The sequence below is a fragment of the Burkholderia sp. FW306-1C-G01B genome (assembly GCF_058781685.1).
Window position 1 is genome coordinate 359411 of record NZ_JBYSWZ010000009.1, and the last position, 21819, is coordinate 381229.

22 protein-coding genes and 3 pseudogenes are annotated in these 21819 nt (G+C 63.2%); 14 read left to right on the forward strand and 11 right to left on the reverse strand.

All coding sequences use genetic code 11. From position 1 onward, the window contains the following. Positions 1-273: 273 nt before the first annotated feature. The 12 genes and pseudogenes from AC3WLY_RS20195 to AC3WLY_RS20250 all read left to right on the forward strand — a co-directional run. Positions 274-574, forward strand: a pseudogene (locus AC3WLY_RS20195) (transposase); the annotation flags it as partial. A gap of 341 nt (positions 575-915) precedes the next feature. Then, positions 916-1446, forward strand: a complete 531-nt coding sequence (locus AC3WLY_RS20200) for a DUF1697 domain-containing protein (protein ID WP_244137207.1) — start codon at positions 916-918, stop codon at positions 1444-1446. 71 nt (positions 1447-1517) lie between these two features. Next, complete coding sequence (locus AC3WLY_RS20205) at positions 1518-2414, forward strand: DUF6039 family protein (protein WP_175959417.1); 897 nt, start codon at positions 1518-1520, stop codon at positions 2412-2414. Between the two features lie 59 nt (positions 2415-2473). Continuing rightward, positions 2474-2866, forward strand: coding sequence for a DUF3224 domain-containing protein (locus tag AC3WLY_RS20210; RefSeq protein WP_175959418.1), 393 nt, complete (start codon positions 2474-2476; stop codon positions 2864-2866). A 74-nt stretch (positions 2867-2940) separates the two neighbouring features. Continuing rightward, a complete protein-coding gene (locus tag AC3WLY_RS20215; protein ID WP_175959419.1) occupies positions 2941-4398 on the forward strand; it encodes a class I adenylate-forming enzyme family protein in 1458 nt (485 codons plus the stop codon). A 46-nt stretch (positions 4399-4444) separates the two neighbouring features. Further along, entirely contained in the window at positions 4445-5635 is a 1191-nt protein-coding gene (locus AC3WLY_RS20220) for an NAD(P)/FAD-dependent oxidoreductase (protein ID WP_492332710.1), read from the forward strand. Between the two features lie 59 nt (positions 5636-5694). Continuing rightward, the gene (locus AC3WLY_RS20225) at positions 5695-6684 is read left to right on the forward strand and encodes a DUF6039 family protein (RefSeq protein WP_175959421.1); all 990 of its coding nucleotides are present in this window, start codon (positions 5695-5697) and stop codon (positions 6682-6684) included. A gap of 149 nt (positions 6685-6833) precedes the next feature. Continuing rightward, positions 6834-8345 carry an efflux transporter outer membrane subunit gene (locus AC3WLY_RS20230; protein WP_492332711.1) on the forward strand — a complete coding sequence of 504 codons (1512 nt, stop codon included), beginning with the start codon at positions 6834-6836 and terminating at the stop codon, positions 8343-8345. A gap of 8 nt (positions 8346-8353) precedes the next feature. Continuing rightward, entirely contained in the window at positions 8354-9472 is a 1119-nt protein-coding gene (locus tag AC3WLY_RS20235; protein ID WP_310140783.1) for an efflux RND transporter periplasmic adaptor subunit, read from the forward strand. Further along, entirely contained in the window at positions 9469-12573 is a 3105-nt protein-coding gene (locus tag AC3WLY_RS20240) for an efflux RND transporter permease subunit (protein WP_492310507.1), read from the forward strand. The genes AC3WLY_RS20235 and AC3WLY_RS20240 overlap by 4 nt, the downstream gene beginning before the upstream one ends. 60 nt (positions 12574-12633) lie before the next feature. Continuing rightward, positions 12634-13233, forward strand: coding sequence for a LysE family translocator (locus AC3WLY_RS20245; RefSeq protein WP_175959425.1), 600 nt, complete (start codon positions 12634-12636; stop codon positions 13231-13233). A gap of 149 nt (positions 13234-13382) precedes the next feature. Further along, entirely contained in the window at positions 13383-13685 is a 303-nt protein-coding gene (locus tag AC3WLY_RS20250) for a transposase (protein WP_244137208.1), read from the forward strand. A gap of 355 nt (positions 13686-14040) precedes the next feature. On the opposite strand, the gene AC3WLY_RS20255 is transcribed toward AC3WLY_RS20250, so the two are convergent. Further along, positions 14041-14784 carry a cupin domain-containing protein gene (locus AC3WLY_RS20255; RefSeq protein ID WP_492310506.1) on the reverse strand — a complete coding sequence of 248 codons (744 nt, stop codon included), beginning with the start codon at positions 14782-14784 and terminating at the stop codon, positions 14041-14043. Between the two features lie 310 nt (positions 14785-15094). On the opposite strand from AC3WLY_RS20255, the gene AC3WLY_RS20260 reads away from it, so the two are divergent. Continuing rightward, on the forward strand, positions 15095-15541 hold the full coding sequence (locus tag AC3WLY_RS20260) for a hypothetical protein (protein ID WP_492310505.1): 447 nt from the start codon (positions 15095-15097) through the stop codon (positions 15539-15541). Here the strand turns inward: AC3WLY_RS20260 and AC3WLY_RS20265 are convergent. From AC3WLY_RS20265 to AC3WLY_RS20305, 9 genes and pseudogenes are all read right to left on the reverse strand, one after another. Further along, the gene (locus AC3WLY_RS20265) at positions 15488-15766 is read right to left on the reverse strand and encodes a hypothetical protein (RefSeq protein WP_492310504.1); all 279 of its coding nucleotides are present in this window, start codon (positions 15764-15766) and stop codon (positions 15488-15490) included. The genes AC3WLY_RS20260 and AC3WLY_RS20265 overlap by 54 nt on opposite strands. A gap of 4 nt (positions 15767-15770) precedes the next feature. Continuing rightward, positions 15771-15977, reverse strand: coding sequence for a hypothetical protein (locus AC3WLY_RS20270; protein ID WP_492310503.1), 207 nt, complete (start codon positions 15975-15977; stop codon positions 15771-15773). A gap of 203 nt (positions 15978-16180) precedes the next feature. Further along, positions 16181-16843, reverse strand: a complete 663-nt coding sequence (locus AC3WLY_RS20275; RefSeq protein WP_492310502.1) for a hypothetical protein — start codon at positions 16841-16843, stop codon at positions 16181-16183. Further along, positions 16840-17232: a hypothetical protein gene (locus AC3WLY_RS20280; protein WP_175959427.1), complete on the reverse strand. Its 393-nt coding sequence runs from the start codon at positions 17230-17232 to the stop codon at positions 16840-16842. Before AC3WLY_RS20280 ends, AC3WLY_RS20275 begins: the two co-directional genes overlap by 4 nt. A 109-nt stretch (positions 17233-17341) precedes the next feature. Continuing rightward, on the reverse strand, positions 17342-17758 hold the full coding sequence (locus AC3WLY_RS20285) for a type II toxin-antitoxin system VapC family toxin (RefSeq protein ID WP_175959428.1): 417 nt from the start codon (positions 17756-17758) through the stop codon (positions 17342-17344). Beyond that, complete coding sequence (locus AC3WLY_RS20290; RefSeq protein WP_124619309.1) at positions 17749-18003, reverse strand: type II toxin-antitoxin system Phd/YefM family antitoxin; 255 nt, start codon at positions 18001-18003, stop codon at positions 17749-17751. The genes AC3WLY_RS20285 and AC3WLY_RS20290 overlap by 10 nt, the downstream gene beginning before the upstream one ends. A 156-nt stretch (positions 18004-18159) precedes the next feature. Next, positions 18160-18888, reverse strand: a pseudogene (locus AC3WLY_RS20295) (transposase); the annotation flags it as partial. A 205-nt stretch (positions 18889-19093) separates the two neighbouring features. Then, complete coding sequence (locus AC3WLY_RS20300; RefSeq protein ID WP_492310501.1) at positions 19094-19342, reverse strand: hypothetical protein; 249 nt, start codon at positions 19340-19342, stop codon at positions 19094-19096. A gap of 58 nt (positions 19343-19400) precedes the next feature. Beyond that, a complete protein-coding gene (locus AC3WLY_RS20305; RefSeq protein WP_175959430.1) occupies positions 19401-19997 on the reverse strand; it encodes a flavin reductase family protein in 597 nt (198 codons plus the stop codon). Between the two features lie 88 nt (positions 19998-20085). On the opposite strand from AC3WLY_RS20305, the gene AC3WLY_RS20310 reads away from it, so the two are divergent. Next, positions 20086-21360, forward strand: a complete 1275-nt coding sequence (locus AC3WLY_RS20310; protein ID WP_492332712.1) for an IS256 family transposase — start codon at positions 20086-20088, stop codon at positions 21358-21360. Between the two features lie 94 nt (positions 21361-21454). Here the strand turns inward: AC3WLY_RS20310 and AC3WLY_RS20315 are convergent. Beyond that, positions 21455-21739: pseudogene (locus AC3WLY_RS20315) on the reverse strand (transposase domain-containing protein); the annotation flags it as partial. Between the last annotated feature and the right edge of the window lie 80 nt (positions 21740-21819).

Genomic DNA, 21819 nt, shown 5'->3' on the forward strand with positions numbered 1-21819 from the left:
CAAAGAGAGTCGAAATCCGTTTCAAAAAGACCGCACCCGCATTTCAAAAAGACCGATTTCTCAGTTTCAAAAAGACTGGCATTCCTGTTTCAAAAAGAATTCTTCTGTTTCAAAAAGACAGCTATCCCTGTTTCAAAAAGACTGCCGTTCATGGTTTCAAAACGACTGCCATGTCGGCTTCAAAAATACCCTGAATAGTCGATTAACTTTTTTCGGCTGCCTGCACACCGCCGCGATTAAGCCCGGTGGATCAGTCAGCTGGGCGGTCCAGTCATGGATGATCAACTGTGGGCAAGAATCGAAGCACTGTTACCTCCACCGAAGCCGCGCCGCTTCAAGTACCCGGGCCGCAAGCCCGTACCCGATCGCGAGGCTCTGACGGGAATCATTTTCGTTCTGAAGACAGGCATACGCTGGGGCGACCTGCCGGCGGACATGGGCTGTGGTTCGGGCGTCAGCTGCTGGCGCCGTCTCCGGGACTGGCAACAGAGCGGGATATGGGAAGAGATGCAGGCGGTCCTGATGAGCGAGATTGGTGCGGACGAGAAAATCGACTTCTCACGGGCGGCAAAATGTACCGGAACCGTCCGCAGTCCACGCGCGAAAGAGGGGCCGCCGCGGAGCCCGTCCGGCGGCGAATCGTCGGGCACTCGGATCACGCTGTAGCCGCGACAAGGTCCGTCAGGAAGATCGTAGGATTCCCGATCTTTATCATGGCAAGGATACCTGACGCATCGTGTCGCCGGCGGTATCGATCCGCGGCGTTCACGGCGCGGCCGGCGCGCTGCTTCATGCGTGCCGACGACGGTTGCGAGGATCATGCCGCCGCGGTCAGCTCGCGATTTCCACGGCGAAAGATCTTGATGGTCTTCGTCTATAGAATGGGATCTCCTTCCACTCGAACCCCTTATACCCATGCGTTACATCTGCCTGCTTAGAGGAATCAACGTCAGCGGCCATCGCAAGGTGACAATGAAAGAATTGCTGGAAATGTGCACAGATTTGAAATTCCGGAACGCCGTCAGCTATCTGCAGAGTGGCAATCTTGTGCTCGAATCGACGCTGAAAGCAGCCGAACTCGAATCGACGATCGAGCGCGAAATCGCCGACCGTTTCGGCTATGTCGATGTCTCCGTGATGGCGCTGACGAAGGCCGGCCTCTCGGCCGTGATCGACGGACTGCCGAAGCACTGGCGCGAGTACGACCCGTCCAAGCTGCACTTCTCGTTCCTGAAGACGGCCGGCGCCCAGGCCGCCAGCGCTGCGTCGAAAGACTATCTTCCCGACGAGTACGCGATCGGCGAGCGCGTGGTCTATGTACATTGCCCGAACGGATATGGACGCACCAAGCTGAACAACAGCTTCGTCGAACGGCTGACCGGCATGCAGGCCACGACCCGCAACTGGAACACCACGCACCACCTGCTTGAACTCGTCGCGGCCTGATCGGCGCGGCATCTGAACGACCCAGCGCCGACTCGCCCAGGGCCAGCGCACCAGCCGGATGAACCAAGGAAATGACAGACAACCGAACCAGTCGTGATACGCGCAGCCTCGTGTCGGCAGCCGCCGCCCAGTTGCCGAACGGTGCTGCGGCCATGCATTCGCTGAATGCCGGGATGGTGATCCATCGTGAGGCCCAGGTCCATTACGACTATCTGTCCGAGGCGCGCGCGTTCGCGATCCAGCTTCAGAACTACATGAACATGAAGCTGTCTCCCGACGCGGTCACGCTCGTCTACGAGGAAGTGTTCGGAAGTCACGGCAAGATGCATTGGCTCGTTCATATGAAGACCCCGTCCGACTACGGCCGCCTCCTCGACCTGGTCGACCACGACAAGGCGTTCCAGGATATCTATCAGGAAGACCGCCTGCCCGAACGAGGCGGTGGCAACTGGGAGCGGATCTTCGTCCAGGGCAGCTTCCGCGAGCACGTGATCGTGCCGCAGCACGGTTTCGCACGCGAAGCGATGGGCGAACTGGATCCGCGCAGCTTCCTTCCGCCCGCGCGTCATCAGATCGCGGAGGCGAACGCACCGTTCCTTCACTCGGGCAATTGCGGCGTGCTGGTGTTTCGCTCGCTGCAGGCCCGGTACGAATCGCGCGACCTCGCGCGCTTCTATCTGAGCGAATGGCAAACCGTCGTCAACGCTCGCCTGGGCGGGAGCGCCACCGTCGCGCAATTCGAGGAAATGTGGGGCACGCAGGACCGCCTGCATCTGCTGATTCATTTCCGCGATCTCGATGCCTGCCATGCGCTGCGGCAACTCGAGGCGACCGACGCGGCGCTGCGCGAGCTGATGGGCAAGCCGCGCGTCAACCTGCGCGGCGAGCGCGCGGCCTGGGGCGGCCTGTTCGAAACGGGCTCGATGCGCGACGTCGTGATGCTCGCCGTCGAGCCAAACCGGCCCTGAGCGCCACCGTCGGCATAGCGATACAGAGCCACATCTACCAACTTCAAGGAGCAAGAACCATGATGACCCGCAAGAGCGCTTTCAAGATCACGCGTTGGGAAGAACAGGAGAACGAGCACTGGGCAGGCGGCAAGCTCACACGCACCCTGGCGACCAAGGAGTTCACCGGCGAGCTCGAAGGCACGGCGGTGCTCGAGGCGATCATGCTGCGCCTGTCCGGCGATGACGGCGTGATGAGTTACGTCGGCGTCGAGCGGATCCAATGCACGATCGACGGCCGCGAGGGCACGTTCATTCTCACTCACCACGCCGAGGCGCGGCACGATGAACGCCAGGCGACCTGGAAGATCCTGCCCGGCTCCGGGACGGGCGGCCTGTCCGGCATCCACGGCAGCGGCAGCATCACGCCGGACCACGACTTCATCCTGACCTACGCGTTCGACGAACAGTGATGCGCCTCCTGGGTACCTTCAACGGCTGGCGTACGCGCACGCCAAAACGGACGCCGTCGCTGGACACCGGTGCCTTGACGGTACCCGACCTGCTCGATGCGCGCGCCGACGCAAGCGCCGATCACGCGCCGTTGCGCCTGCCCTCGGGCGCTCGGCTGACGTACGGCGCATGGCGCGCGCGCTCGGGCTCCGCCGCGCTCGGGCTGTATCAGAACGGACTGCGGGTCGGCGCGCGGGTCGCGCTGATCTTCGACGGGCTCGACTGGCTCGACTACGCGGTCGCCTACATGGCCGTCCTGCGTTGCGGCGCGACCGCCATCCACATGAACGGCCACATGCCCGACGCGGAAATCCAGCGTCGGCTCGCCGAATGCGACTGTTCGACCCTGATCCGCTCGCGCTTCGTCGCGCCGCCGCGCGGGTTTTCCGGCCAGCATTTCACGATCGACGAACTGCTGCGCCGCGACGAATCGCTGTCGGCAATCCCGATCGCGCCCGACAGCATCGCCGAGATTCGCTATACGTCGGGCACCACGGGCGCCGCAAAGGGCTACCTCGTCAGCCACGACAACCTGACCTTCGGCCGCACCCTCGACTCGATGCAAGCGCTGTCCGACGCATCGGGCATGTTGGTGCCGATGACGCTTGGCACCTCGACCAGCGCGACGCTGCTCGTGATCGCGCTGACTTCTCCCGCGCCGATGCTGCTGTGCTCGCCGCTCGATATCGAGTCGATGGGCGAGCTGATCGCGCGCGAGCGGATCACGGCCTTCATGATCACGCCGCGCGTCGCACAGGAAATCGTCGAGGCACGGCTCGGCGAGCGCCACGACCTCGGCTCGATCCGGCTCGTCGCATCGGCCTCGTCGCCGCTGAGCCCGTCCATGGCCGCGTCGATGCTCGCAATGATGCCGAATGCGACCTTGCAGATCGCCTGCGCGCAATCGGAGGCGAGCCCCGCGCTGCTGACCCATACCTATACCCAGGACCGACCGTTCTCGGTCGGCCGACCCTCGCCCGCCACGGAAATCCGCGTCGTCGGTCCGGATCTGAGCGATGCGGCAGACGGCGAGCTTGGCGAACTGTGGCTGCGCACGGCGGCACCCAAGCGCCTGTTTCTGGCGGCGCCCGAAGTCAATGCGTTGCTGCGCAAGGACGGCTGGTACCGCACCGGCGATCTGGTGCGCCGCGATCCGAGCGGCGAAATCGAATTCTTCGACCGCAAGGCCGACGCGCTCATGCGGGACGGCCAGCTGATTTCGTCGATTCACATGGAGGCGACACTGATGAACGACGCGAACGTGCGTGAAGCCGCCGTCGTGTCGGTCGAGCGCGGCGCCGAACCGGCGCAAATCGTCGCCTTCGTCGCGTTGCGCGATCCGAATGCGTTGCAGGCCGTCAAGGGCGCGTTGTCGAGCACGATCCCGCCCGCCCAGTTCCCGGACGCATTCGTCGTCGTGTCCGCGCTGCCGCGCACGCAGAACGGCAAGGTGCTCAAGCGCGAACTTCGATTGAACGTCGGCATCCGGTAACGGAGCCGCCCCTTGATGTCACCAGGAAGAAGCAAAGGATCCAGCCATGTATGACCTGATCGTAGTGGGCGCACGCGTTGCCGGCTCGCCCGCCGCCATGCTCGCGGCCCGCGCCGGCCTGCGCGTGCTGCTGCTCGACCGCACGGGCTTTCCGTCGGACACGCTGTCGACGAACTACATTCATCAGCCCGGCTGTGCCCGCCTTGCGCGCTGGGGCCTGCTTCAGAAGGTGATGGATTCCGGCTGCCCGGCAATCCCTCGCACGCGTTTCGAAACGCGCGGCATCGTGATCGAAGGCGGAATCAGCACCGATTATGTCCAGGACGCGGCCTACGCGCCGCGCCGCTACGTGCTCGACCCGCTGCTGCTGGAGGCCGCCCGCGAAGCGGGCGCCGAGTTCAGGGAGCATTGCACGGTCGTCCAGACGGTCGTCAACGACGGCCGCGTGGCCGGCGTGGTGCTGCGGGACCGATCGGGTGCGCTGCACGAAGAACGGGCGCGTCTCGTCGTCGGCGCGGATGGCATGCATTCGACGATTGCGCGCCTCGTTGGCGCAGAGGTAACGCACGAGGACCCGATCATGACCTGTGCCTATTATTCTTTTTGGCACGATCTTGATTCGCATTACGAACTTTATGAAGGCGATGACCTGTGGGTGGGCGCCGTACCGACCAACGACTCCATTCTCGTCGCCACGTATTTCCCGCAGCACGCGTTCGAGACGATCCGCTCCCGGTCGTTCGATGCACATCTCGATGCCGTCGCCACCTGTGCGCCCGCGCTGCGCGATCGGATGCGCCGCGCGACGCAGACCGGCAAGCTGTGGGGGACCGGCGTGCAGCGGAATTTCTTTCGGCGCGCCGCCGGCCCGGGATGGGCGCTCGTCGGCGACGCCGGTCATCACAAGGATTCGATCAGCGCCCGCGGCATCACCGATGCATTCGTCCAGAGTGAACTCCTGATCAAGCGGATCCAGCACGCGATTCATGACGACGCGCAACTCGACGCGGCGCTGGCCGAATTCGCCCGCGATCGCGACACGCTGATGATGCCCGGTTATCTCGCCACGCTCACCGTCGCGCAGATGGACAAGAAGGACAGCCGGCTGAGTCTGCTGCGGGGGGTAGCGGCGGACCCGCGGCTCACTGCCCTGTATTTCGACGTCGTGGCGGGAATCCGGCCCGGGACCGACCTGAAGCGCGCACTCGACGAACGCCTTGCCGCCGCGCAGCCCTGACGCGCCCGACTCGCGCATTGTTTCGCCGTTCCTTTCCACCCACTACACGCAGAGGAATCATGACCCAACATTCGAACCACCCGCTCGCGGACAACGACGTGCCGTGCGCGCGCCATCAGACCGCGCTTCCGTACGAGCAGATCCTGCATTCGGCCAACGCCGGTCTCGTCGTCCACCGCAAGGCGATCGCGAAGGCCGAGTTCCGCTCGGAGGCCCGCATGTTCGCGCGCGAGCTCGGCGAGTACATCACGAGCCGCCAGATCGGCGTGGCGTCGGTCTTCGTCTACGAAGAGACCTTCGGCACGAAGGACGTCGTGCACTGGCTCATGCACATCTCCAGTCTCGATGCTTATCAGACGATGGTCCGGATGGGCAACAGCGATCCCGGCTTTCGCGAGATCTTCTTCAAGGAGCGGATCGACGCGAAGAAAGGCGGCGGTACCTGGGACCGAATCTTCGTCGACGGCAGCGTGACCGAAACCGTGCTTCTGCCGCAGTTCTACGGGATGTACGGCACGGCCATCGAGGGCCGCCCGGCCGTCGTGACGAAGGAGACGAGTTCCGGCGGCCTGATCCTGCCGCCCGCGCAACATCAGACATCGGTACCGCCCGAGCAGTTGCTCAATTCCGCCAACGCCGGCATCGTCATCCATCGTACGGGCCAGCTGGCTTTTCGTTTTCGGTCGGAAGGGCGGCAGTTCGCGCGCGCGGTCGCCGAAACGATCAACACGCATCAACGCGGCGTCGCATCGGTGTTCCTCTATGAAGAAGCCTTCGGGCGTTCGGACCGCATTCACTGGCTGATTCACCTGAAGGACCTGTCGGCCTACTACTCGCTGATCGACATGCGCGCTGCCATGACGCCGGAAGTGGCGGCCGTCTACAGCAAGCAGTGGATTCCCGACGAAAAAGGCGGCGGCGACTGGAGCCGCATGTTCCTCGACGCGACGCTCGAGGATGTCGCGCTCACGCCGCAACACTGGAACATGTATGCGACCCAGGGCAGCGCGCAGGCGCCCGTGGAGGCATCCGCCGTGGCACTGGAGTAAAGCCACGGTGCCCGATGGCATGAATCCCGGCCCGCAACGCCATACCGCGCGGCCGAAGGGCCGGTTGATCGTGCCCGCCCACCGGCCCGCTCGGCGGGCACCGTACGGTGCCGCCTGAACCGGGCCGACACTGACAAGCAAGTGACTCGATGCTCTCCTTGACTCTTTCCGCCAGGGCGTGGGTGATCCCCGGTCTGTCGCTGCTGCTGGGCGCCTGCTCGGTCAGCCCACCCCCTCCGCCCGCGATGTCGGTCGCCCCCGACCGATGGAGCGATCGTGCCAGCGCCGACGCCGCCGTTGCGTCGGTACCCGCCACCAGCGCCGCCTGGTGGACGGGCCTCGGCGATCCCGCCATTGACGCACTGATCCAGGCCTCGCTGGCCGGCAACCCGACGCTCGAGCAGGCGGCGGCCCGCGTCGATCAGGCTCGGGCGGCGGCAGGCATCGCGGCCTCGCAGCGGTTGCCGACGCTGACCGCGAACGGCTCCGCGAGCCGCGCGCAAACCGCCTATGTCAACGGAGCCGGCAACAGCGTCGGCGTGGGGGGCAACGCCAACCAGATCGGCCAGAATCTCGATCTGCTATACAGCACCGCGCAGATCGGCCCGGCGCTGTCGTGGGAGCTTGATTTGTGGGGACGCGTCCGGCAGTCGCGGATCGCCGCGAACGAGCGGCTCGCGGCCCGCAACGCCGACGCCCGCAGCGCACGTCTCGCGATAGAGGCCGAAGTCGCGCGGAATGTGGCCGAATTGCGCGCGTGCCGCTACTCGCTCGAGATTCGCGATGGCGATATCGCATCGCGCGACCTCGAACTCGGCCTGATCCGGCAACGCCTGTCGGCGGGCAACGTGGCCCGCATCGACGAGGCCAGCGCGATCGGCAATCTCGCCGCTTCCCGCACCAACCGTCTGGCCCAGGCCGAGCGCTGCGACCAGTTCGACAACGCGCTGGTCGCGCTGTCGGGGCTCGACCTCGGCACGGTCAAGTCGCTGATGCGCCAGCCGCTCGCAAACCACGCCCGCATTCCGGAACCGCCACCGACGCGGCCGGCATTGCCGGCCACCGTTCTGGCGATGCATCCCGATATCGTCTCCGCCCGCAGGGAAGTCGATGCCGCGTGGGCAGACATCGGCGTCGCGCGCGCGGAACGCCTGCCCCGACTCGAGCTCGACGCGATGCTGGCAGGCCAGTGGCTGACCGCGCTTGGCAAAACCTTCAGCATTCTGGCGTGGTCCGTCGGCCCCACGCTGAGCGGAACGCTGTTCGACGGCGGTGCGGGCAGCAGCAAGGTCGCCGCCGCGCGCGGACGCTACCGCGAAGCTGTCGCGAATCTCGACGCACAACTGCGCGAAGCCGTACAGAACGTCGAAAACGCGCTCGCGCGCCAGGCGTCGGCCGATGCACGCCTCGCGTCGTCGCGCGAAGCGCGCCAGGCCGCCGACGACGCGCTGCGCGCCAACGAGGCCCGCTGGCGCGCCGGCGCGATCAATCGCTTCGAACTCGAAACCTCGCGCCGTCAGTTCGAAACGGCCGAGGAAAGCGTTATCGACGCGGCCCGGGACCGCTGCACGGCCTGGATCGCGCTGGTCAAGGCGACCGGTTACGGGCCGAGTCTCGCGACCGCCCTGCCGAGCTCTTCAGGCGAATCTTCCCCATCATGAAACCCGCAATGATCCGACTCGTGAAACTGTCCGCCGCCTGCGTGCTGGTGGGCATTGGCGCCGGCATTTACGCCTTCGCATCCGCCCCCGCCGGCGACAAGGCGCCGCGCCCTGGACGCGAACCCGCGCTCACCGTGACGGCCGCAGCCGCGCGCGAGGTCGACTGGCCCGTCACGGTCAGTGCGTCCGGTGCCATTGCAGCCTGGCAGGAATCCAGCGTCGGCGCCGAGGTTAGCGGCTATCGCCTGACCGAGGTCGATGTGAATGTTGGCGACATCGTCAAGCGCGGTCAGATTCTCGCGCGCATGGACGCGGAACGACTGCGCGCAGAAGAACGCCAGTCGGTCGCCACGCTCGCCCAGGCGGAGGCCACCGCCGTGCAGGCCGAACTCAACCGAGTTCGAATGGCCGGACTTCGCGACAGCGGCGGCATCAGCGAGCAGGAAGTCCTCCAGTACGTCACCCAGGCGCGTACCTCGAAGGCGCAAGTCGACTATGCGCGGGCTGTCCTGGAGCAACAACGCATCCAGTTGCGAAACACCGAGGTGCGCGCGCCGGACGACGGCGTCATCAGCGCGCGCGACGCGACCGCCGGCTCGGTCGTCACGGCGGGGCAGACGCTGTTTCGCCTCATCCGCCGCAACCGGCTCGAGTGGCGCGGCGAACTGACAGCCTCGCAGCTCGCCCAGATCGGCATCGGCGATACAGTCGTGCTGTCGTTGCCCGACGGAACGAGAGCTGATGCGCGGGTCCGAAGCCTCGCACCCTCGCTCGATCCGAAGACACGGCTCGCGCTCGTCTACGCAGACATCGCCCCCGGCAGCCACGCGCGTGCCGGGATGTACGCGAGCGGTCAGCTGTCGGTCGGACGGCGCAAGGCGCTCGTCGTGCCGTCCGAGAGCGTGGTGGTGCGTGACGGGATCAACTACGTGCTCGCGCTGCACGACGGCAGCGCGACGCCGAACGTCGATCGCCTGAACGTCACGGTGGGCCGCCGGATCGGCAATGAAGTCGAGATCCTGCGCGGGCTCGACAGTGGCCGTCGCGTGGTCGTACAAGGTGCAGGCTTCCTGAACGACGGTAACGTGGTGCGCGTGGCTAACGCCCAGGCCGGAGGCGCATCGTGAATCTCGCCAACTGGTCGATCCGCAATCCCGTCGCCGGCATCCTACTGTTCGTGCTGCTGTCGTTGGCCGGCATCACAGGCTTTATGCGGCTGCCGGTGCAGGCATGGCCCGACGTGCAGTTGCCGACCGTCGAAATCACGTTGACGGAACCCGGCGCGGCGCCTGCGCAGCTCGAGGCCGAGGTAGTGCGCAAGGTCGAGAATGCGCTCGCCGCGCTCGGGTCGGTCAAGCACATCCTGACGACCGTCACCGACGGCAAGGTCTTCATTTCGGTTCAGTTCGAACTGGGCAAGGATCTGTCGAGCGCGTTGATCGAGTGCAAGAACACGGTGGACAGCATACGTCCCCAGTTACCTGCGAGTCTCGAACAGCCCGTCGTCGCGCCGGTCAATGCGTCTGGCGATCCGGTACTCGTCTACGCGGTCTCGTCGTCGCGCATGAACGAGCGCGACCTGTCCTGGTTCGTCGACGACACCGTGTCTCGCGCGGTGCAGGCAATCCCTGGCGTCGGCGCGTTCCGGCGCGTCGGCGGCATGCAGCGGCAGGTGCGCGTCGAAGTCGATCCGACCCAGATGGCGGCGCTGGGCATCAGCGCGGCCGACGTATCGCAGGCGCTGCGCGACATGCAGCAACAGTCGTCGGGCGGGCGCACCGAACTGGGCGGGTCCGAGCAGTCGATCCGGGTCATCGCCACCGTCCATGAGGCCAGTGAGCTGGCCGCTCTTCCGCTCACGCTGCACGATGGCCGGACGGTCCGGCTCGACCAGTTCGCGACGGTCGCCGATACGCACGCCGAACGCACGCAGATGGCATTGCTGGATGGTAAGCGGGTCGTCGCCTTCAGTGTGTCGCGAGCGATGGGCCATGACGAGACTGCGATCGCCGCGCAGGTCAGCCACGTGCTGGCGCAGTTGGGTGCAAGCCACCCCGACGTCCGCTTTCTAGCCACGGATGGCTCGATCACGGCCACACGGGCCGTCTACTCCGGTTCGATGCACATGCTTTATGAGGGCGCGCTCCTCGCGGTGATCGTGGTCTGGTGGTTCCTGCGTGACTGGCGCGCCACGTTCGTCGCCGCATGTGCCCTACCGCTGTCGATCTTGCCCACGTTCGCGGCCATGTCGTGGCTTGGTTTCTCCCTCAACACGCTCACGCTGCTCGCGCTGGCCGTGGTGATCGGCATTCTGGTCGACGACGCGATCGTCGAAGTCGAAAACATCGAGGCACACCGACGCAACGGTAAATCGATCCGACGGTCGGTGGATGATGCAATCCATGAAATCGCACTGCCCGTCGTCGCCACGACGATGGCGCTCGTTGCCGTGTTCTTGCCGACCGCGACGATGGGCGGCATCACGGGCCGCTATTTCGTGCAGTTTGGCTGGACGTCCGTGATCGCGGTACTCGCGTCGCTGCTCGTCGCGCGCGTCCTGACGCCAATCCTGGCGATCGCGCTGCTCGGCAACCGGCCCGCGCATCGCGAGCGCCACGGCCGCCTGATGCAGCGCTACCTCGACGCCGTCCGTTGGTGCCTCACACATCCCAAGCTAACGCTGAGCGCGGCGGCGCTGTACTTCGTCGGCTCACTCGCGCTGGTTCCGTTCATACCCAGCGGCTTCGTGCCGGCGACGGACAATTCGAGCACCAGGGTCACGCTGAGCCTGCCCCCAGACAGTTCGCTGGCGTCCACGGTTGCAATGACGGAAACGGCACGCGCGGCGCTGGCGACCTTGAAGGGCGTAGACCATGTCTTCGCCAACGTCAACAAGGTCAGCGGTGAATTGACGCTGATTCTGGCACCGCGCGGCGCACGTCCGAATCAGACCGAGATCGAAGCGCAGGCCCGCCGCGCGCTGTCCGGCATCCCCGGCGCACGCTTCACGGTCGGCGGCAGCGGTGCGGGAGACCAGTTGCGCCTGATTCTCGCAAGCGACGACGACGGGGCGCTCAACAAGGCCGCCCGAGCACTCGAAAGCGAACTCCGCGGTGTCGGGTCGTTGACGAACGTCAATTCAACGGCCAATCTCGAACGGCCCGAACTCGTCGTCCGCCCGGATCTCGACCGCACGAGCAACGTTGGCGCCAGCACTGAGGCGATCGGCGACATCGTGCGCATCACGACCAGCGGTGATTTCGGCACGAACCTCGCCCGGCTGGATCTCGATAATCGCCAGGTCGACATCAATGTGAGCATGCCCGACGCATATCGGCGCGATCTATCGACGGTCTCCAATCTCCGTATCCCGACCGCAAGTGGCACCGTTCCCCTTGCGTCGATCGCCACCCTGACCGTCGGCAGCGGCCCGTCCAGGATCGACCGCCGCGACCGCCGCCGCTATATCGTCATCAGTGCGGATCTGGACGGGATGCATCTCGGCGATGCAATTTCGGCGGCCTACAAGCTACCCTCCGTGCTTGCGCTGCCGCCTGGGGTGGCTCTGATTCCCGACGGCGATGCCGAATTGCAGGGCGAACTTGCGGGCGGCTTCGTGACCGCCATCGCCGTCGGAATACTGTGCGTCTACTGCGTACTCGCGTTGCTATTTCGCGATCTGCTGCAGCCGGTGACAATCCTCTCCGCACTGCCGCTGTCGATCGGCGGCGCATTGCTGGCCTTGCTGGCCACGCGCAACGAGCTCAGCGTTCCGTCGATGCTCGGGCTGCTGATGCTGATGGGCGTGGTCAGCAAGAATTCGATCCTGCTCGTCGAGCACGCGATCCTGCATGTCCGGGGCAACCGCCTGACGCTCCATCAGGCCCTGCTCGACGCCTGTTACAAGCGTGCCCGGCCAATCGTGATGACGACGATGGCGATGGTAGCTGGGATGGCTCCCATCGCGCTGGGCTTCGGCGCCGATGCCAGCTTCCGCCGGCCGATGGCTGTCGCCGTAATTGGCGGCCTGATCACGTCAACGGCACTGAGCCTGCTCGTGGTGCCGGTCGTGTTCGTCTATATCGACAGGTTCCGGCAGTTCCTGATTCGCATGGCCGCCGGGCTGGCACGCACACGCAGGCAGGTGGCCCGCGGCGCGACGCTCTCCGCGACACAATCGAAAACGTCCCGCCCGCCAGCGAGCGCTGTCGGTATGCAAAATGAATAACCGCTGATACGACGGTCCGTCCCAGAGGATGGCGACCATCAACAATACCAAGGAGGTAAGATGCCGACATTGCATGCCATACTGGAGATGGCGCTCTATATTTCGCTGGTCCTGGTCACGCCCGGACCGACAAATACTCTATTGTTGTCCTCGGGTATCAAGGTAGGCTTCCAGCAATCGTGGCGCCTCTTGGTCGCAGAGGCAACAGGGTATGCCTTCGCAATCTCGCTGTGGGGCTTCTTCGTGGCGGCATTCGCGGCCACGCGTCCCTGGCTTTACGATGCGCTGAAGCTGGGAAGTTCGGCCTACATTTTTTATCTCGCCCTGCTCCTGTGGAAAAGCCCGCACTTCGATGAGATGCAGTTGAGCCCAATCGGTTTTCGCGACATGTTCGTTGCCACGACCCTGAACCCGAAGTCGCTCTTGTTCGCCACTGCGATCTTTCCCAAGCAAGCTTTCGCATCGGTTCCGTTCTATCTCTACGCTATCTCGGTCTTCACAGCGCTCGCCGTCACGATCGGTTCGATGTGGTTGACCATCGGCGGCCTCTTGAAGGCGCGCAGGTCGATGGTCGTATATACCGCAACGCTGCTTCGCGCCGCGTCGGTAGTACTGTTGATGTTCTCCGGCACACTGGTGTTTTCGGTGCTCAACCGCTAGTAGCATTCGCTCTGACCTGCTCTGGAACTTTCGGATCAGCTGAAACTTGGGAGAATGGTTTGTAAGCGCTCTTTGAATGACGCCATTGCACGGCGAGGCTGATTCACCGAGGCTACGTGTCCATGTTCAATGAGCGTGGACAGGTGTGCATGAACGAGCAACACGGAGGTTTGCAGAGCCGATTGGTGGTCGATCGCAAGCGAGACGGACGGCGCAAGTACGACGAGGATGCGAAGCGCGAATTGATACAGGCGTGTCTGAAGCCAGGGGTGTCGATCGCGCGGACGGCCATGGAGCACGACATCAATCCAAACCTCGTTCGGACGTGGATTTCCAAGTATCAGCGCGAACAAGCCGCGGGCGAGATAGTCAGCTCCGTGACGGAGCCGTCACGAGAGGCTCGCGTCGAGTTGCCCGATCAGATTGGTAGTTATCAGCATGACGCTAAATAGCGCCGTGAGATATATTATCGCGTATGGAAAATGCGGCTTTCGCTCAGTGATATTCTGTATTCGAACGTCGTTGGCGTTCACCGTCGCAAGTAACGCGACATCGTTTACAGAGAATTTTTCAATCCAGGCCGCCTCAAGCAGCTCCCCAACGGGAAGCTTTAGCGATACACCTGTGTGTCATTCACACGAACTCTTGCCACCGACAAGCGCTTCCCACCATCTTTTGGGAAGATCGCCTCTACTTGGCAGGTTGGAATACCGTTCACCATTGACATGACTGACCCCGTCCAAAATTCATCCGCGCAAACGACTATCGAACCACGAAAGCAGAACACTTCAACACCACGCCCGCCTTTTATTTGGGAAAATTTTTGTATGCCATTTTCAGTATGACGTTCCGATTTTCTGGATATTTTTCCAACAATTCCGACTGCATTAATATTCTGTAGTCAGCTTCGTCAAATCCCGGCACGACCGTACAACTAACCAAAGTATAATCACCCGAATCAACCGACGCGCCAAAAATCCAGCCGCCATGCATGACCACGGATAGCACTTCCCCACGATCCGGATTGGGGCCGATACGGACGGTGCGGTACTTCCCAGCTTCATCGATGACATGCATAGTCAACGCATCCCCAGCGTGGTAATACCATATTTCATCGGACTTCATCTGATGAAAGTGTGACGGACTATCATGCGTCACCATGAAATATATTCCGCTATAGTCTTTTCGTTCAGCTCCGCTCGCTGTTTTTCGGACCACATCTGAACCGAACTCGTATCTGAAGTACCCACCCTCTGGGTGCGGCGCCAGACCAAGCTTTTTAATCCAAAATTCCTTCGATTTTTCAATCTTGTGCGTGCTTTCTTCCGCCATAACGTCCCCAACATAGATCAGACTAAGTGCGATAAAAGTTGAAATGACAGCGGCTTGCACGATCGCCGCCATCGACCCTCTACGAAAAATTCTATTTTTTATTGTCACCATACGATGTGGTTGTTGCAATTTGCAATTCTTTACTGCTTCGTATCCGGAAGCTGCTTCAGCCATCACCGGCAAGCAAACCGTGAATTCGTAGCGACAGGCCAGCAGCATACATCTAGTTTCATTTGCATTGATTGCATTGACATCGATGATGAACGACCGCAGCAACGCTCCCCCTCCCGATAGGAATCGTGCTGACCTGGATCCGCGGATCCGAGCTCCACTGCAGCTGAAGCTCGCCTTTCTTGTAGAGACGCACTGAGATCCCCGGCGCTGCCGACCTCTGGTCACTCGCCGCGATCGCCAACGAGTCAGCAAGAAGAGGCCTGCCCCGGCACGTCCGCATGCTTTGCGCTCGGTGACAGCGCCTGCCATGCGGCGGGATACTCTGCTGAAACGGCGACGTCCATGGGAGGCAGTCGTGTGCTACTCCGCGAAGATTCAGGCCGACTACCGGGAGTACGTGCGCCTCTACGGCGCCGATATCGACATCGAGACGTTCCGCGAGCTGTACTTCGAGCGCGCAGCGGGCGGCACTGTCAAGATCCCGAAGGCTGTCGATGTGGCGCTCTTGGCCGCGCCGGCCAGCCGCGAAATCGTGTCGGCGATCCACGATTACGGGAATCGCCGCACCGGCGAGCTCGAGGCCGAACTCTTCTTGCTGCGCGTGCGGCTCGCAGCGGCCGAGCGCAAGCTGCCGCAAAAGGTCACCAAGACCGCCAGCGAAGACGCCCGAATCGCCAATCGAGTAGGGGACGGGGTTGCCCCCGTCGCCCTCTCGCACCACCGTACGTGCGGTTCCGCATACGGCGGTTCACTGAGCGCACTGGAAGGGCCGCTGGGTGTCCAGCAGCGAGACCAATCCTGATGCATCGAAGTAGCTCTTGGAGGGTCGGCCGGGATTCGTGTAGCACGGCGCGGCGTCGGTCGGCAGCCCGACAATGGCGTGCACGGCCCAGGTCCGGCCCCGGCGTTCGAACGGGATGCCGATCACCTCGACATCGCCCGAGCACATGGCGACCGAGAACACCACGGCGTCGACGTGGCGGGGAGCCGGCCGGGCCGGCGGTTTTTTGGCGGAGGTACGGGCCACGGATTCAACTCCTGTCAGGTAGCAGTACGTCGACGTAGGGCACCGGCGGCTCGCCCAGTACCAGGGCGAGAAAGTCGCCGGCGGCCGCCGGATGCTCGACGAAATGCTGGACGTATGGCGGCTGCGGATACGCGACATCGAGCAGCTCGCCGGCCGCCGTGCGGACCAGCGAGTGCGACACGAAGCGCTGTTGCGCATCGTTGCCCGCCATCAGAGAGCCAGCCGCGCACCGGCGTGTCGGCCGGATGCATTGCCAGCCAGCATTCGACCTGCTCGTGACAACGACCTGGTGCCGGCGCCCAGTCTGCCAGCACTCCGGTCCCTGCGTAGCCGTCGATCGGGGGCGCGTCCACATAATCGCGCGCGATCGCGTCGGCGAGCGTGGACGTCACGATGGACAGCGCGGCGGGACGGTCAAAGGTAGAAGACATGATGGCTGTACTCCCGTGTCAGGCCGCGGCAGGGATCGGCGAGCGGCCGCCGGACGCCATGACACGCTGCCCCTGTTCCCACGTAACGGTGCGCCGGCGCCGCAGCCAGCTGCGCGTCGTGCGTCACGACCAACTGCTTGAGCGCTTGCCGCTCATCATCGGCGAGGCACCAGGGTTCGCCCCGCTCCGCACGCCGGATGCAGTCGTCGAGCGCTACCTCCGCACGTCGGCAGCCGTCCAGCGCGGCGGGAGCGCTGTCTCGCAGGAAGAGCGCGAGGTACAGCACATTCAGCAGCGACCGCCAGGTCGTGGCCCGATGGAACAGGCCGACCAGCGCGGTAAGCGGCACGTCGGCATAAATCCGATCTCCGCAGCTGCGGCGCAACCCGAACGTCGCGGCGGTAAGCTCGCGATCGAGCGCGACCGGTCGGTCGACGATCGCGAACGGTGCAGCGTCGAGTGCGTCGCAGATCCGTTGTAGTGCCGGCGAATCGCGGTGGCGGTCCGCCAACGCACGTTCGTCCCGCATTGCTTCAGCTCGCGCGTTCGCCTCGCGGATCGTGGCGAGATTCCGCCGGACCCGCTTGGGCTCGGTTTTCGTCAGCAAGGCCACCGACGCCGCGGCGCGGTTCGCGTAGCGCATCATCGGCCCCGCTGGGCTTCCTGCAGGATCGCGATCACCGCGGGAGTGCGCAGCTCGGCGCCGAGCGCGGCGTAGTCCGGATGATCGCCTCGAGTCTCGGAAAACACGCACTCGCTGCCAAAACCCATCGCGAACGCCATCGCCTGCGCCGGCCTGCCCTGGTCGAGCACGGTGCTTGCGACGACATCGGCGATCACCGCTTGTTCGTGCGGCGCCGGCGCACGGCCGAGCATCGGCTTGATGGTCTCGCCCACGCCGGCGGCAACCAGGCTAACCAGATCGATGCGCGGCAGGTAGACGGCCAGCTGTTCGGCCATGCCTTCCTCGAGCGACAGCGTGAAACCCTCGCGGAAATACGGCGCGCGCTCGTAGGCCACGCGCAGGCAACGCATTTCGCGCGCCTCGACCACAATGTCGACCAGACGGAAATCGTGCCGGACGTCGTACGCCTCCAGGCGGCGAACTTCAATCGTGGATGAGTTCCTGTGGTGTAGGTATGGATCAGGCCGCCGCTGCCGGCACCAACACGGTCAGCCCTGGCAAATCCGCGAAATCCGCGGTGTTCAGCGTCATCAGCACGTAGCCGTGCTCGATCGCCTGCGCCGCGATCCACAGATCGTTATAGCGCGGACGCGGCGAGCGGCCGGCTTGCTTAACGGCCGCTGCCAGTATGCCGAACGCGGCCGCGGTGTGGCGCGTGACGTCGAGCACCGGCCGGCGCTCGAGCTGCCTCAGGTGTGCGGCCCGCCGCGCACGCTCAGCGGCGTCCGCGCATGCGTGCACGCCGAATGCCAGTTCGCCGAGCGAGACCGTTGAGATGAACACCGGCGCATCGCCAGCAGTGTCGATCACGGCGCGCGGCTCAACTGCACCACCTGCCAAGCCCACCCAAACGCAGCTGTCGATGATCACGCCCACGGGTCACGCACTCCATCTTCGAAGCCAGTGCGGCTATCGCGCAGCCAGCGGGCCGCGTCCTCGGCGCCTAGCGTTTGCGGCAAGCCCTCGAGCGCCTGCGCTGCGTTCATGACGGGTTCGGCCGGCACCAGGCGAGCGATTACGGTCTGATTACGTTCGACCACGACGGTTTCGCGACGCTGCGCGACCTGGTCGAGGATCTGGCGCGTGTTGCGTGCCAGATCGGTTGCAGTAATGGTTGGCATGGCGACCTCCGGGGACTGTTGAATGCGTATTATACGTAATTTACGCATTCTGCGCAGGGCAATGCAAAAACAGCCCGTCCTTTGCAGGACGGGCACAGACTGCTGACGAACCCCACGTTTTTCGAAGCGTGGGGTTTTGTCTTTCTGGAATCAGGGTTACAGACTCGCCGCGAACGAGCAGTCGAATCTGCTGGGCAAACGGCTCACCAGACGCAGCAGCATGCGTACGAATCGCCAATCGGGACCCGCTGGCCCCTTTTTCCCCTTCCGGGCCACCAGCATCGCGATCTTCTTGATGTTCTGCGCCGCCGCGGCCAGCAAGCATTGTTCAACGACCTTGCGTAGCCCGCGCATGCGGGCATAACGGTGCCCATGCAGTTGCTTGGCGTCGGCGAAGCTGCGCTCCACGGTCTCTTTGCGCCGCGCATAAATGCGCTGGCCCCATTCGGTCAGACGTCGCGCGTCCCCCCGTTCTTTGGCCCGCTCCCAGACGTGACGCGTCACCACCTTCACCGCGTTGGCACTGTTCGTACACTGTGCCCGCACCGGGCAGTGCCGACAGATTTGTGCATTGGATTTGTATTCGCGATAGCCGGCCCGATTGGTCGTACTGTAAAGCAGCGCCTGCCCCTGCGGGCACACGTATTCGTTGCGATATGCGTCGTACTGGAACTGCCGTTTGTAGAACATGCCCGGCTTGTGGTTCGGCGTGCGATAGTCCATCACCCCGGCAATCCCGCGTTCCTCCAACCCTTGGCATACCGCTGGCGTGAAGTAGCCCACATCCAGCCCGACCGCGTCCACCTTGAACTCGAAGTGCTTGCGCTGCCGTTCCAGTCGATCCAGATACGGCTGGCTGTCGTGTACCGCGGCCGGCGTTACGTGCATAGCCGCTCGAATCGAACTCCGCACGGAGGATCTCGACGTTCAGGAGGCCGAGCTGCCAAAGCCGTCGCATGGCCTCGCCGACGAAGATGTGCTCGACAATCCGCCCCCGCAGGACCGAGTATTCGGCATGCCTCGTCCTTGCTTCGACCATTGCACTTGATTCGGTCGCCACGCTCGCCCACGCTTTGCTTTTTTGACGGTGTTAGGTCGAACCTGTTGCTTGCTGCGCCGCGTGGCGCTCGACGAGCGTCTGGTGGTACCACTCACCAAACGCTACCAAGCGCGGGACAACATCCGGCTCCAGGGTGTACGCGTTCTCGCAGACCCGTTCGAGCATCCAGCGGGCCGCCTCTTCCAGATCGGCGATGATTTCGGGTTGCTCGTGGTCACCAAAGTGCTTGCGCGCGTTCCGCACGCGATTCGCTTCGACAATTGCTTCCTTGCGATCCACCGTATGCGATCCATCTAGGACGCCCTCGGAATCAAGGGGCATACGGCGCCGCCGCGTGCTAGGCTCTAAAATTCTCTCCTAGGTGCGCCCCAAGAGAGAAGTACTGACGAAAGACGTAGTACAGCGGATGCCATCGCTCGATATGAATTCGATCTTCGGGGGATAGCAGTTCGGTATGCACATGTATCCGTAGTGCTCTAAGTTCGGCGGCAATCATGGCGTCAGCCTCGTCACCTATCCGATGGATGCGGACCAGGCTCGCTTCAATTTGTATCGGACACTCAGCGACTCGCATTGGAGCGATGCATTCACTAGCTTTCGTGGTGAGCCCTGCACGCTTGAATTTATCGCGTTCGAATCGATACCCCATCTGCTTCTTTATCTCAGGCATGGCTTCAGACCCGGAAGTCGCGGCGATGGCCTCGACGTTTGCCCACAGCGGTGCGTCTGGCAAGTTGAGTACCAATTCCTCGCATCGTTGCAGATTACGACGGCATTGACCGATCTCGCTCAAGCCGATCACTAATGTATTGGAAAGCGCCCAGTAGGATGAGATCGGGCTAAGATTCGTTGTGCCGTCTGGATTCAGGCTGGAAACGAGGGCGACAGGTGTACCGAAATATAAAACTGGGAGGCTGATGCTGCGAGTTTCCATGATAGTCGAAGGAGTATTTCAACACCCCATTGGGACCTATCCGTGATTTCGTGGGCGAGGCATATCATGAGGTGTAAAAGTCATGGATATGCCAATGAAGAAGAAAAGGCAAACTGTAGCGCGTCAGGCAGCGGCCCGCGGGCCGCTGCCTGAGCTGCCCAAGGAACTGCTGGACCAGTTGGTCAAGGGGCCGATGTCGCCGGCCGAGGTGCAGGATCTGATGCTGGCGTTCAACAAAGCGGTTATCGAACGGGCGATGGGCGCCGAGATGAATCTGCATCTTGGCTACCCGCCTGGCCAGCCCAAGCCGCTCGGTCAGGCCAACGAGCGCAACGGCGCCAGCGGCAAGACGGTCATCACCGATCGTGGCCCGGTTCGGGTCGACGTGCCTCGTGACCGTGACGGCAGCTTCGAGCCGATCCTGATTCCCAAGCACGAGCGCCGCTTCACCGGCTTCGACGAACGCATCATCGCGATGTACGCCCGCGGCATGAGCGTGCGCGAGATTCAGGGATTTCTAGCCGAGCACTATGGCACCGAGGTGTCGCCCGACTTCATCAGCTCGGTCACCGACGAGGTGATGGCCGAGGCGCTGAGCTGGCAGAGCCGCCCGCTCGAAACGATGTATCCGGTGGTGTTCTTCGACGCACTGCGGGTCAAGATCCGTGACGATGGCGTGGTCAGCAACAAAGCTGTCTATCTGGCCCTGGGCATTCAGGCCGACGGCCAGCGCGACGTGCTGGGGCTCTGGATCGAGCAGACCGAGGGGGCCAAGTTCTGGCTCAAGGTGTTCAACGAACTGAAGACGCGCGGCTGCCAGGACATCCTGATCGCCGTGGTCGATGGTCTAAAAGGGTTGACCGAGGCCATCAGCGCAGCCTATCCGCGGACAACCGTTCAGACCTGCATCGTGCATCTGATCCGCAACAGTCTCGAATACGCCAGCTACAAGGACCGTAAGGCGCTCGCCGCAGCACTGCGCCCGATCTACGCGGCTGCCAGCGAAGAAGCGGCAAGGCAGGCGTTACAGGACTTCGCTGATGGCCCGTGGGGCGAGAAATATCCGACCATCGTGCAATCGTGGCAGCGGGCATGGGAGCACGTCGTACCGTTCTACGTGTTCCCGCCGGAAATTCGACGGGTTGTGTACACCACGAATGCCATTGAAAGTCTGAACATGCAACTGCGCAAGATCATCAAAACGCGCGGCCACTTCCCGAATGACGAGGCGGCGATCAAGCTGCTCTGGCTGGCGCTGCGCAATGTGCTGGCCAAGACTGTGCGGGCTGCTTTCGACTGGAAATCAGCGATGAACCAGTTTGCTATCCTGTTCGGCGAGCGATTTATGCAGGCGCGCGGATAACGCGCTGTTCAACCGCCTCGCCCACAAAAATGCGGACAGGTTCCCCCATTGTCGACTTGATCTAGACCACGTCGTTTCAGTGCTTCATGAAACGTCAATGCATATCGGCAAGCATTTTCCACGGTAGCAGCGCGTCGTAGTCGGCGACAGTCGTCGCCAGTGGGAGCCGCTGGAACAGCCAGGTGAGATAGCGATACGGGTCGATGCCATTCGCTTTCGCCGTCTCAACGAGCGTATAGAGATTGGCGCTCGCGTTCGCACCATCGACGGTATCGCTGAACAACCATCCGCGGCGTCCGACGCAGGACGGCCTGATCGCATTCTCACAGGGATTGTTGCTGATCGGCCAGTTGCCGTTCTCGACGTAGCGGATGAGCTTCAGCGTAAGCGGCTAGCGAACCCATCTTGAGTTTGACCGAGACGCTTGGGAGTATCGTGTCCACCTAACGAATAAGCGGA